The following is a 12,133-nucleotide window of genomic DNA, read 5'->3' on the forward strand; positions in this document are numbered from 1 at the left end:
CCGGGCGGCCCTTCGGCCATCGGTTTGGTTTGAGGACCTCAAACTTTTCCTTATAATCGAACATCCCCCTTCCTCGATCAGGAGGCTCCCGTGACAACGCTCCCCGGCCGCCGGACCCGCATGCTGGCCGCCACCACCGCGACGGCCGGGCTGGTGCTCCTGACCGCCTGCACCTCCAGCGACGACGGGGGCAGCTCTGCGACCGCCGCCGGCGGTGTCGAACTCGTCAAGGCGGGGCAGCTCACCACCTGCACCCACCTCCCGTACCCGCCCTTCCAGTCGGAGATCGACGGCAAGGTGCAGGGCTTCGACGTCGCGCTGATCGACCTCGTCGCCGAGGACCTGGGTGTGCAGCAGGAGATCCTCGACACGCCCTTCGAGAACTTCAAGACCGGTGCCTTCCTCAACTCCGGCGAGTGCGACCTGGCCGCGGCCGGTATGACCATCACCGAGGAGCGGAAGAAGAACGTCGACTTCTCCGACCCGTACTTCAACGCCACGCAGGCCGTCCTCGTCGCCAAGGACAACGGTGTCACCTCCCTCGCCGACGTGAAGTCGCAGGGCGTCAAGCTCGGAGCCCAGGCGCAGACGACCGGCGAGGACCACGTCAAGGAGGAGGGCTTCGACCCGGTCTCCTTCGAGTCCTCCGACGCCGTCCTCAACGGCCTGCGCACCGGCCAGGTCAAGGCCGTCGTCATCGACTACCCCGTCGTCCAGGGCTGGCTGAAGGACAAGGCCAACGCCGACGCCTTCGAGGTCGCCGAGCAGATCGACACCGGTGAGGAGTACGGCGTCACGGTGAAGAAGGGCAACACGGCACTGCGCGAGGCCATCAACAAGGCGCTCGCGGACGCCAGGGCCGACGGCACCTACAAGAAGCTGTACGAGCAGTGGATCGGCCCGTACGACGAGTCCGCCGCCTCGCCGGCCGCGTCCTGATCCGATGACCGACACGGAGAAGGCGCCGGTTCAGCCGAAGCGGAAGGGGCTGAGCAGGCGGCAGAAGCGCAGTCTGTCGCGCGGCATCCAGTACACGGTCTTCGTCGCGGCCGTGATCGCCTTCGCGGTCGCGGCCGACTGGGACCGGCTGCGGAACCAGTTCGCGCAGGTCGACATCGCCGAGCGGATGTTCCCGGACGTCATCACGCTGGCGCTGAAGAACACCGTGCTCTTCACGGTGACCGGCTTCGCCGTCGGGCTCGCCCTCGGCATGGTGATCGCGCTGATGCGGCTGTCGTCCGTCGGGCCGTACCGCTGGCTGGCCGGCATCTACATCGAGATCTTCCGCGGCCTGCCCGCCCTGCTCATCTTCATCTTCATCGGCGTCGCCGTACCACTGGCCTTCCCCGGCACGGAGATCATCGGCGGTACCTACGGCAAGGTCGCCCTCGCGCTCGGCCTGGTGGCGGCCGCGTACATGGCGGAGACCATCCGGGCCGGCATCCAGGCCGTGCCCAAGGGGCAGATGGAGGCGGCCCGTTCACTCGGCTTCTCGCCGGCCCGGGCCATGGTCTCGATCATCGTCCCGCAGGCCTTCCGGATCATTCTCCCGCCGCTCACCAACGAACTCGTCCTGCTCTTCAAGGACTCCTCGCTGGTGCTGTTCCTCGGCGTCACCCTGGAGGAGCGCGAACTGTCCAAGTACGGCCGCGACCTGGCCAGCCAGACCGCCAACTCCACCCCCATCCTGGTGGCCGGCCTCTGCTACCTGCTGATCACCATCCCGCTCGGCTTCGTCGTGCGCCGGATGGAGGCCAAGGCCCAGGAGGCCGTGACATGACCGTGAGCCCGCCCGAGATCCGCGTCAGCGGCCTGCACAAGTCCTTCGGCGACAACCAGGTGCTGCGCGGCATCGATCTGGAGATCGGCCAGGGCGAGGTGGTCTGTGTCATCGGCCCGTCCGGCTCCGGCAAGTCCACCCTCCTGCGGTGCGTGAACCTCCTGGAGGAACCCACCAAGGGCGAGGTCCACGTCGGCGGTACGGAACTCACCGACCCGGACGTCGACATCGATGCCGTACGCCGCCGTATCGGCATGGTCTTCCAGCAGTTCAACCTGTTCCCGCACCTCACCGTGACCGAGAACCTCACGCTGCCGCAGCGCCGGGTGCTGCGCCGGGGCAAGGCGGAGGCCGCGAAGGTCGCCGCCGAGAACCTGCGGCGCGTGGGCCTGGCGGAGAAGGCGGACGCCTACCCGTCCTCCCTCTCCGGCGGCCAGCAGCAGCGCGTCGCCATCGCCCGGGCGCTGGCGATGGGTCCCGAGGTGATGCTCTTCGACGAGCCGACCTCGGCGCTCGACCCGGAGCTGGTCGGCGACGTCCTGGCCGTGATGCGCATGCTCGCGAACGAGGGCATGACGATGATGGTCGTCACCCACGAGATGACCTTCGCCCGCGAGGTCGCCGACCGGGTCGTCTTCATGGACGGCGGCGTGATCGTCGAGGACGGCACCCCCGGGCAGGTCATCGGCAAGCCGCGGCACGAACGCACCCGGCACTTCCTCTCCCGCCTGCTGGACCCCGCCATGGCGGACGTCGAGGAGGAGACCTCCGACCAGGTGGGCACGTCGTCGTAGCGCCTCACTAGGGTGCCGGGTATGAGCGAACGCGCGGTGCTGCATGTGAAGGGGCGGGTCCTCGTCGGCCCGGACGAGGTACGGAGCGAGCTGTGGGTCGTCGACGGACGGATCTCGTACGACCGCCCCGTCGGCGCCCGCGACATCCGTACCGTCGACGGCTGGGTGCTGCCCGGCCTTGTCGACGCCCACTGCCATGTGGGCCTGGACCGGCACGGCGCCGTCCCCGCCGACGTCGCCGAGAAGCAGGCGCTCACCGACCGTGACGCCGGCGCCCTGCTGCTGCGTGACGCCGGCTCGCCCTCCGACACCCGCTGGACCGACGACCGCGACGACCTCCCGAAGATCATCCGGGCCGGGCGGCACATCGCCCGCACCCGCCGCTACATCCGGAACTATGCCTGGGAGGTCGAGCCGGAGGACCTCACCGCGTACGTCGCCCAGGAGGCCCGGCGCGGCGACGGCTGGGTGAAGCTGGTCGGCGACTGGATCGACCGCGACCTCGGCGATCTGTCGGCCTGCTGGCCGCGCGGCGCCGTCGAGGCGGCCATCGCCGAGGCGCACCGGCTGGGCGCCCGCGTCACCGCGCACTGCTTCGCCGAGGACTCCCTGCGGGACCTGGTCGAGGCCGGCATCGACTGCGTCGAGCACGCCACGGGCCTCACCGACGACACGATCCCGCTCTTCGCCGAACGGGGTGTCGCGATCGTCCCCACCCTCGTCAACATCGCCACCTTCCCCGCGCTCGCCGACGGCGGCGAGTCCAAGTTCCCGCGCTGGTCCGCCCATATGCGCCGACTCCACGAACGCCGCTACGACACCGTGCGCTCCGCCTACGACGCCGGCGTCCCCGTCTTCGTCGGCACGGACGCCGGCGGGTCGCTCCCGCACGGTCTCGCGGCCGACGAGGTCGCGGAACTGGTCAAGGCCGGCCTCCCGCCCGTCGAGGCGCTGGCCGCGGGCACCTGGGCGGCCCGGACCTGGCTCGGCCGTCCCGGCCTGGAGGAAGGCGCCCCGGCCGACCTGGTGGTCTACGACTCCGACCCGCGCGCGGACGTACGGGTGCTGGCGGATCCGCGCCGGGTGGTGCTGAACGGGCGCGTGGTCGGATAGGGCGCGCGCCCTGGGGGACCCACGAGGGTGACGGGAGGGTGATGGGAGGGAACAGCCGTGCCACGGGATTCGAACGGATTCACCGAACCGCCTCGAAGGAGTGAAGAGTCGGCGGATCGCTGACGTTCCGGTGTGCGCGTGGACATTCTTTCCGGGTCCCAGTCATGTCTCGTGGGGGTCCCACCATCTTGTACACCATCAACTTCCGTATGTCCGCACGCCGTTGGGCCGCCGTTGCCGCGGCCACCGCCCTCACCGCGGGTCCCGCCGCGCTGGCCGGCGCGGGCTCCGCGCACGCCACCGAGGGGCACGGCAGCGCGAGCGCCGCCGTGCTGCGCACCGGACTCGACGTGTCCCTGCTCAACAAGACCGTGCACGCCCCCCTCGCCGTCACCCTCAACGAGGTCCGGGCACCGCAGAGCGCGCGGAAGACGGCCCTCACCGCCACCCTTGACGGTGTCGACGGCGGCAAGCCCTTCAGCGTGCTGCGGGCGGAGGTGGCCGACGCGAAGGCGACGGTCGACGGCGACCGGGCGGAGGCCTCCACCACCCTCGCCAAGGCCCGGCTGCATGTGCCGGGTCTGCCGCTGCTGCCGGTCGTCGAGATCGAGGCGGTGAGCTCCAGGGCGGTCTGCGAGGCCGGGCAGGGCCCGCACGCCTCGGTGACCCTGCCGGCCGCGGTGACGGTCCTCGGCAAACGCGTGGCGCTGACCGCCGGCGGTCCCATCCAGGTCGAGGTACCGGGTGTCGGCGAGGTCCGGCTGGACCTGTCCCTGACCGAGACCACATCGACCACGGCCGCGGCTACCGCGCTGCGGCTCAAGGTCTCCGTCGACCCGCTGAAGCTCGGCGTGGCCGCGGTCGACGGGACGCTGACCCTGGCCGAGGCCGGGTGCGAGGCGCCGGCCGGGGCCGGGGACGCGGCCCCGGATGCCGCGGATGCCCCGGATGCCGCGGACACGCCGGAGGGCGCCGGCGTCCAGGCGCAGGGAGCGCGGGCGGAGCAGGCCGCGCCCGGTGAGGCCGGCCTGGCCGAGACGGGCGGTGACTCGATGACGCCGTACATCGCCGCCGGTGCGGTCGCTCTCCTGGCGGCGGGTGGCGGAGCGGTGGCGCTGTCGCGGCGGGGGCGCGCGAACTGAGGTTTTCTCGCCCCCGCCGCCCCTTCCCGTTCCCGTCCCCCGGGGGCGCTGCCCCCGGACCCCCGCTCCTCAAACGCCGGAGGGGCTAATGCCAGCCCCTCCGGCGTTTGAGGAGCGGGGTCTGGGGCGGAGCCCCAGTTTCGGGACGGGAAGGGGCGGCGGGGGCGGGTCAGGCTGTGCTCAGCGCCCGCCGCAGCGCGTCCAGGAAACCGTCCACCGTCTCCCCGTCCCGTACCGCCAGCCGCAGCCACTCCTCGCCCAGGCCGGGAAACGTGTCCCCGCGGCGAACCGCGTAGCCGCACGCCCGCAGCCGGCGTCGTACCGCCGCCGCCCGCGGCAGCCGGAGCAGGACGAACGGGCCCTCGGCGGGTTCCACCACCCGCAGCCCGTGCCCGGCGAAGTCGCGTAGCCCCGCGATCAGATACGCCCGCTCCGCCGCGACGCGGTCCGCCGCCCGCGCCGCCTCCGCGAGTGCCCGGGGGCCCACACACGCCTCCGCCGCCGCCAGCGCCGGTGAGGACACCGGCCACAACGGCTGGGCGCGCTCCAGTGCCGCGACCGTCTCCGGGGCCGCCAGGACGTAGCCGATCCGCAGCCCCGCAAGACCCCACGTCTTGGTGAGGCTGCGCAGGACGACGAGACCGGGGACGTCCGTACGCCCGGCCAGCGCCTCCCGCTCGCCCGGCACCGCGTCCATGAACGCCTCGTCCACCACCAGCGTCCGCCCGGGCCGGGCCAGCCCGGCCACGGTGGCCGCCGGGTGCAGCACCGACGTCGGGTTCGTCGGGTTGCCGATCACCACCAGGTCCGCGTCCTCGGGCACCGCGGCCGGGTCCAGCCGGAAACCGTCCGCCTCCCGCACCAGCACCCGGTCCACCATGTGCCCCGCGTCCCGCAGCGCCGCCTCCGGCTCCGTGAACTGCGGATGCACCACCACCGGTCGGTGCACCTTCAGCGCCCGCGCCAGCAGCACGAACGCCTCCGCCGCACCGGCCGTCAGCAGGACCCGTTCCACCTCGAGCCCGTGCCGCCGCGCCACCGCGGCCCGCGCGGCCCGCCCGTCCGGATAGGCGGCGAGCCCGGCCAGCGACGCGGCGATGTGCTCCCGCAGCCACGCGGGAGGCGTGCCCGTGCGGACGTTCACCGCGAGGTCGGCCAGCGCGGAACCGTCGTCGCGGACCTCGGCGTCCCCGTGGTGGCGCAGGTCGTGCCCGCCGCCGCTCACCGGATCAGTGCGCATGGGAGGGGGCGTGCCCGTGCCCGTGGTGGTGGCCGTCGTCATCGGGGTGGAAGTGCGGCTGCTGGGGGAGACCCACCTTGTCCTCGAAGCCGGGGAGCGCGATCCGGTACACACACGAGTCGCAGTTCATCCTGAGATCACCCTGCACGGCCTCCTCGTACCGTTCCGTCACCAGATCCAGCAGCTCCGGTTCCGGCCCGATGACGTCCGCCGACCGTACCTCGGTCTCCGGACGCGCCGCCGCCCACCGCACCGTCTGCCGCCGCACCCGGTCCGGCAGGACCCCGGTGAACAGGAAGTACGGCAGCACCACGATCCGCCGGGCACCCAGGCGCACGCACCGCTCCAGCCCGCTCGGCACGTCCGGCGCCGCCAGCGACACGAACGCCGTCTCCACGGCCGCGTAGCCGCGCCCCTCCCACAGCAGCCGCGCCGCCTTGAACACCTCGGCGTTGGCGTCCGGGTCCGTGGACCCGCGCCCCACCAGCAGCACCGTCACCTCGGACGGGTCCCAGGACGGGTCCACCGCCTCCGCCAGCCGCCGCTCCAGCACCCTCAGCAGCGCGGGGTGCGGACCCAGCGGACGGCCATAGGTGTACGTGACACCCGGGTGGCGTTCCTTCTCCCGGGCCAGCGCCGCCGGGATGTCCCCCTTGGCGTGTCCGGCGGACACCAGCATCAGCGGAACGGCCGCGAACCGCCGCACCCCCCGCTCCACCAGCTCGGCGACGGCCTCGCCCAGCGGCGGCGGGGACAGCTCGATGAACCCCCCGGCGACGGGCAGCCCGGGATGGCGGCGCCCCAGCTCCCGGACGAAGGCACGGAAGGCCTCGGCCCCGGCGTCGTCCCGGGTGCCGTGGCCGGCGATGAGCAGGGCGGGCGGGGTGGTCACAGGCTCTCCTCGGATTCGGGTGGAACGGGGTGGTACAGCAGGGCGTTGAGCGCGGCGGCCGCGACCGCCGACCCGCCCTTCTCGGACACGTTGCTCACCGCGGGCAGCCCGCTCTCCCGCAACGCGGCCTTGGACTCGGCCGCCCCGACGAAACCGACGGGCAGCCCGATGACGAGAGCGGGGGAGGCGTCCAGCGTCAGCAGCTCCTCGAGGGCGGTCGGCGCGCAGCCGATCACCCACAGGGCACCGGGCCCGACCTCCTCGTACGCCAGCCGCACGGCGTGCGCCGAACGCGTGAGCCCCGGCCCGGACCTGGCGTCCCGCAGCCGGCACACGGTCTCCCGGCGGGTGATCCCGGCCGCGACCATCTCCACGTCCGCCACGACCGCCGCCCCGGCGTGCAGCGCGGCATGGGCCTGCGCCAACTCGCCCTCGTTCATCACGAGATCGCCGGCGTACTCCAGGTCGGCCGCGGAGTGGACGATCCGCTCCACCACCGCCCGGGTCAGCGGCGGGAGGTGCGAGGTGTCGAGGCGGGCCCGCAGCCGCCGGAAGGACTCCTGCTCGATGGGGTGCACCACGCGGTTCACCGTGCCCCCTCCTGCCAGCGGTAGCCACGGGGGGTGACCATGCGCCCCGCGATCTCACGGGTCGCGGTGTTGCCCACGGTCACGACCGTCATCATGTCGACCGTCGCGGGATCCAGCGCGGCCAGTGTCGTGAGCCGGCTCGACTCGTCCGCCCGGGACGCGTTGCGCACGACCCCGACCGGCGTCACCGGCTCGCGGTGTTCCGCGAGGATCCCGAGAGCCTTCGGCAACTGCCAGTCACGGCCCCGGCTGCGCGGGTTGTAGAACGTCACCACCAGGTCCGCCTCCGCCGCCGCCCGCACCCGCCGCTCGATGACGTCCCACGGCGTGTGCAGGTCGGACAGGCTGATGGACACATGGTCGTGGCCCAGCGGCGCCCCCAGGACCGCCCCGGCCGCCAGTGCCGCCGTCACACCGGGCACCCCGACCACGTCGATGTCGTCGGACGCCTCCGCGAGCGCCGGGGACGCCATCGCGTACACCCCCGCGTCCCCGCTGCCGATCAGCGCGACCGCCTGCCCGCGCCGCGCCTCGGCGACGGCCGTACGGGCCCGCTCCTCCTCCGCACCCAGACCGGACTCCAGCACGCGCGTGCCCGGCCGCAGCAGATCACGGATCCGGTCGACGTACTGGTCGAGTCCCACCAGCACGGAGGCGCGCCGCAGTTCGGCCTTCGCCCGCGGGGTGAGCAGATCCCGCGCGCCCGGCCCCAGACCGACCACCGCCAGCCGCCCCCGCCCGGGACGCCGTACGACGGCACAGGTCGCCGTCGCGGGCCGCCCCGCCGACTTCCGCTTGGGCACCAGGAGTTCACCCCCGCCCAGCAGCGCGGCGGCCTCCGCGACCGACGGGGTGCCGACGGCGGCCAGCGGCGCCCCGGACGGGTTGGGCACCTCGACCCGCGCCAACTCCCCGGCGGCGTACGTCACCACGGGCACCCCGAGCCGCCGGGCCGCCGCCACGATCCCGGGCTCGCCGGCCTTGGCGTCCACGGTGGCCAGCCCGGCGACCGACGCCGCCGACAGCCCCGCCTCGCGCAGGGCCCCCTCGATCACGCCGAGCACCTCCTCGACGGGCGCGCCCTTCGAGGCACCCACCCCGACGACGAGGGTGGGCGGCCGGAGCACCACCTCCCGCGCGCCCGGCTCGACCAGCCGGTCCGTGACACGGAGGGTGTACGCCCCTTCGTCGGCGACCGGCAGCGGCGGCAGCGGCCAGCTCACCTCGGCGCGCAACGCGACCGCCTCGCCGTCCAGCAGGGCCCGGGACACGGCGGCGACGTCGCCCTCCACCGGCAGGCCGAGCGTGTCAAGACCCGGCAGGTGGACCGCGTCCGTCGCCGTCGTCACCACGGGCCGCGCGCCCAGCACCTCGCCGACCGCACGGGCGAGCTCGTTCGCCCCGCCGGCGTGCCCGCCCACCAGCGACACCGCGAACCGTCCGCCCTCGTCGACACAGACCACACCCGGATCGCTCGCCTTGTCGCCGAGCAGCGGCGCCACCAGCCGCACCACGGCCCCCGTGGCGAGAAAGCACACGAGCTGCTCGCACTCGGCGCACGCGGCCCGTACGGCGTCCGCCAGGGGACGCCCCTCGTACACGCGCGTGCGATCCGGCCACGCCGCGGCCAGGCGGTCCCGCGCCGCCGCTCCCGCCGCCGTGGCGGAGATGAGGCCGATCACTGGGGGACTCCTTCGTTACGGCCGCGGGGCCGGACGCCCCACAGCAGGAAAACCGGATTGGCCGCCGCCAGCCGGGTCACGTCCCCCGGCAGCGGTGCCAGCCTCGACGACTGCAGCAACACCCCGTCACAGCCGAACCCGGCTTCGGTCAGCGCCGCGCGCACGGCCGGCACCCGGTCGAGCGCGGCCAGGGCGACCACGACGGTCCGCCGGGCCCGCCGCGCGCACGCGGTGACGACGGCGGGCAGCTCCCGCCCGCCCCCGCCGACGAAAACGGCGTCGGGATCGTCCTCGAGCCCGGGCAGCACCTCCGGAGCCGCCCCGTGCACCACCCGCACGTCGACGCCGTGCGCGACGGCGTTGGCGCGGACCCGCTCCACCCCGTCCGGCGTCTTCTCCACCGCCGTGACGGCGGCACCGAGCCGTGCGCACTCCACGGCCACGGACCCCGACCCCGCGCCGACGTCCCACACCAGTTCACCTGGGCGCGGCCCGAGCCGGGCCAGGGCCAGCGCCCGCACCTCGAACTTGGTGATCATCGAGTCGCGGTGGGCGAACTCCGCCTCCTCCAGCGCCCACCCGGCAGGCCCCACGGGCAGACCCGCGACCGTACGCGCCGGACCGAGCGCCCGCGCCTCGTCCAGGCACAGCACCACGTTCACCGCCGCACCCCAGTCCCGGCCGGCCGCCTCGGCGGGCGTCACCCGCTCCACCCGCTCCCCGGCGTCACCGAGCGCGGAGGCGACGACCAGCACCCGCGGATGACCCCGCAACGCGGCCCCCAGCTCGGCCGGACCGGCCCCCGGCCCGGTCAGCACGGCGACCTTCGGATGCGCCCGGCACACCTGCACCGCCGTCCGGGGATCCCTGCCGTGCGCGCTGACCACCACGGCGTCGTCCCACGCCAGCCCGACCCGCGCGAACGCGGCGGCCACGGACGGAACACCCGGCCGCACCTCGAGCCGCTCCGGCCCGAACCGCTCCGCCAGCGCCCGCACGATCCCGAAGAACCCGGGATCCCCCGACGCCAGCACCACCACGGGCCGCTCCTCGGCGGCGTACTTCTCGATGATGTCGAGCGCGGGCGCCAGCGGCCCCAGCTCGACCCGCTCGGCCCCCTCCGGCAGCCGAACGGCCCGAAGATGCCGGCGTCCGCCCACGACCAGCTCCGCCCCGGCCGCCACCACCAGGGCGTCGGCCGGCGCTCCCACCCCCGTCCCGACGACGGTGATCACGTGCTTGCACCCCGCGAACGCAACGCCCGCCGCGCCTCGGGGTCGGCCTTGCGGAACCCGTGGAAGTGACCGGGGTGGTACAGATGCGACCGGGTGCCGTGGGCGTCGAGCGCCGGACCGACCAGGAACAGCGTGTGCTTCCACAGCCTGTGCTCCTTGACCGTCTCCTCCAGCGTGCCGACCGTGCACTTCACGACCAGTTCCTCCGGCCAGGTCGCCTGGTGGGCGACGACGACCGGCGTGGACGTCGGATAGCCGCCCTCCAGCAACTCCCGTACCAACTGCCCACTGCGGGCGGCCGACAGGAAGACCGCCATGGTGGTGCCGTGCCGCGCGAACTCGCGGACCTCCTCACCGGGCGGCATCGGCGTCTTGCCGCCGCCCAGCCGGGTCAGGACGACGGACTGCGCCACCTCGGGAATGGTCAGCTCGCGCCCCGCGAGCGCCGCGACGGCGGAGAACGACGACACACCGGGCACGATCTCGGTCGCGATGCCGAGCTCCGCACACCGGTCGGCCTGCTCCTGCGTGCCGCCCCACAGCGCCGGGTCGCCCGAATGGATCCGCGCGACCCTCAGCCCCTCCGCGCGGGCCCGGGCGTACACGGCGACGACGTCCTCCAGGGACATCGTCGCCGAGTCCAGGATCTCCGCGTCCGCGCGCGCGTGCCGCAGCACCTCCTCCTGCACCAGGCTGGCGGCCCAGATGACCACATCGGCCTCGGCGATGGCCCGCGCGGCACGGAACGTCAGCAGATCGGCGGCGCCGGGCCCGGCCCCGACGAAGGTCACCTTGCCGGTGGGTGCGTCGGCCATGGGGTGTGGTCCTCTCCTGCGGTTCACGGGATCAAGAAGTGGGCGGTGGGCGGCTGTCACGCGTGCGCGTCCGGCCGCCGATCCGGTACGAAAGGCACATGGCGGTTCTCGTCGCGCTCGGCGCGTTCCTGATGACGCTGGCCGGCGGCTGGGCGGCCCACCGGGTGACCGATCGCCGCCACCTCGTGCTGGGCCTGGCGGGCGGACTGATGCTCGGCGTCGTCGGCCTGGAACTCCTCCCGGAGTCCCTGGAAGCGGCCGGCACCGAGTTCCACGGGGTACCGGCGGCCCTGCTGCTCTTCGTCGGCGGCTTCCTGCTCGCCCACCTGGTGGAACGCCTGCTGGCCCACCGGCAGGCCGCCCACGGCGCCGAGGAGAGGAACGGCCGCGCTCCCGAGGTGGGCCTCACCGCCGCCGCGGCGATGGTCGGCCACAGCGCCATGGACGGCGTGGCGATCGGCGCCGCCTTCCAGGTCGACGGCACCATGGGCGCCGCCGTGGCGGTGGCCGTCATCGCCCACGACTTCGCGGACGGCTTCAACACGTACACCCTCACCCGCGTCTACGGAAACGCCCGCCGCCGCGCGCTGAAGATGCTGTTCGCGGACGCGGCGGCACCGGTCGTCGGTGCGGCGTCCACGCTCTTCCTCACGATCCCGGAGCCCCTGCTCGGCGGCTACCTGGGCGTGTTCGGTGGAGCGCTCCTCTACCTGGCGGCGGCCGAGATCCTGCCCGAGGCCCACCACGCACACCCGACCCGCTCCACCCTGCTGTGCACGGTCGCCGGGGTGCTGTTCATCTGGCTGGTGGTGGGCGCCGCGCACTGAGCGCGACCCGCGGGGGCCCGGAC

The 12,133-nt window shown here is 73.9% G+C and carries 12 protein-coding genes; 6 read left to right on the forward strand and 6 right to left on the reverse strand.

Translation table 11 applies throughout. The annotated features are described in order from the left end of the window. The first annotated feature begins 90 nt into the window (after positions 1-90). The 5 genes from ACIF9R_RS05585 (at position 91) to ACIF9R_RS05605 (ending at position 4,829) form a co-directional block, all read left to right on the forward strand. Positions 91-939 (forward strand): transporter substrate-binding domain-containing protein, encoded by an 849-nt coding sequence (locus ACIF9R_RS05585; protein WP_399974736.1) that lies wholly within the window; start codon positions 91-93, stop codon positions 937-939. 4 nt (positions 940-943) lie between these two features. Beyond that, positions 944-1,780: an amino acid ABC transporter permease gene (locus tag ACIF9R_RS05590; RefSeq protein WP_399974739.1), complete on the forward strand. Its 837-nt coding sequence runs from the start codon at positions 944-946 to the stop codon at positions 1,778-1,780. Then, on the forward strand, positions 1,777-2,574 hold the full coding sequence (locus ACIF9R_RS05595; RefSeq protein WP_399974741.1) for an amino acid ABC transporter ATP-binding protein: 798 nt from the start codon (positions 1,777-1,779) through the stop codon (positions 2,572-2,574). Before ACIF9R_RS05590 ends, ACIF9R_RS05595 begins: the two co-directional genes overlap by 4 nt. A gap of 21 nt (positions 2,575-2,595) precedes the next feature. Then, on the forward strand, positions 2,596-3,687 hold the full coding sequence (locus ACIF9R_RS05600) for an amidohydrolase family protein (RefSeq protein ID WP_399974744.1): 1,092 nt from the start codon (positions 2,596-2,598) through the stop codon (positions 3,685-3,687). A gap of 209 nt (positions 3,688-3,896) precedes the next feature. Beyond that, complete coding sequence (locus tag ACIF9R_RS05605; protein ID WP_399974746.1) at positions 3,897-4,829, forward strand: SCO1860 family LAETG-anchored protein; 933 nt, start codon at positions 3,897-3,899, stop codon at positions 4,827-4,829. 169 nt (positions 4,830-4,998) lie between these two features. Here the strand turns inward: ACIF9R_RS05605 and cobC are convergent, their stop codons facing one another. Genes cobC through cobM form a run of 6 tightly spaced genes read right to left on the reverse strand, consistent with a single transcriptional unit; the run spans position 4,999 to position 11,283 of the window. After that, positions 4,999-6,069, reverse strand: a complete 1,071-nt coding sequence (gene cobC, locus ACIF9R_RS05610; protein ID WP_399974748.1) for an Rv2231c family pyridoxal phosphate-dependent protein CobC — start codon at positions 6,067-6,069, stop codon at positions 4,999-5,001. Further along, a complete protein-coding gene (locus tag ACIF9R_RS05615; RefSeq protein ID WP_399974751.1) occupies positions 6,059-6,961 on the reverse strand; it encodes a sirohydrochlorin chelatase in 903 nt (300 codons plus the stop codon). Before ACIF9R_RS05615 ends, cobC begins: the two co-directional genes overlap by 11 nt. Continuing rightward, positions 6,958-7,551, reverse strand: coding sequence for a precorrin-8X methylmutase (locus ACIF9R_RS05620; protein ID WP_399974754.1), 594 nt, complete (start codon positions 7,549-7,551; stop codon positions 6,958-6,960). The genes ACIF9R_RS05615 and ACIF9R_RS05620 overlap by 4 nt, the downstream gene beginning before the upstream one ends. After that, positions 7,548-9,233 (reverse strand): precorrin-3B C(17)-methyltransferase, encoded by a 1,686-nt coding sequence (cobJ, locus tag ACIF9R_RS05625; protein ID WP_399974757.1) that lies wholly within the window; start codon positions 9,231-9,233, stop codon positions 7,548-7,550. The genes ACIF9R_RS05620 and cobJ overlap by 4 nt, the downstream gene beginning before the upstream one ends. Next, complete coding sequence (gene cbiE / locus ACIF9R_RS05630; protein ID WP_399974759.1) at positions 9,230-10,468, reverse strand: precorrin-6y C5,15-methyltransferase (decarboxylating) subunit CbiE; 1,239 nt, start codon at positions 10,466-10,468, stop codon at positions 9,230-9,232. The genes cobJ and cbiE overlap by 4 nt, the downstream gene beginning before the upstream one ends. Continuing rightward, positions 10,465-11,283, reverse strand: a complete 819-nt coding sequence (gene cobM, locus ACIF9R_RS05635; protein ID WP_399974762.1) for a precorrin-4 C(11)-methyltransferase — start codon at positions 11,281-11,283, stop codon at positions 10,465-10,467. Before cobM ends, cbiE begins: the two co-directional genes overlap by 4 nt. 98 nt (positions 11,284-11,381) lie before the next feature. Here cobM and ACIF9R_RS05640 point away from each other — a divergent pair, with 98 nt between their 5' ends. Further along, entirely contained in the window at positions 11,382-12,110 is a 729-nt protein-coding gene (locus ACIF9R_RS05640; protein WP_399974764.1) for a ZIP family metal transporter, read from the forward strand. Positions 12,111-12,133: the final 23 nt, after the last annotated feature.

Source organism: Streptomyces sp. NPDC086080 (assembly GCF_044540255.1).
In the GTDB taxonomy this organism is placed as follows: Bacteria; Actinomycetota; Actinomycetes; order Streptomycetales; family Streptomycetaceae; genus Streptomyces.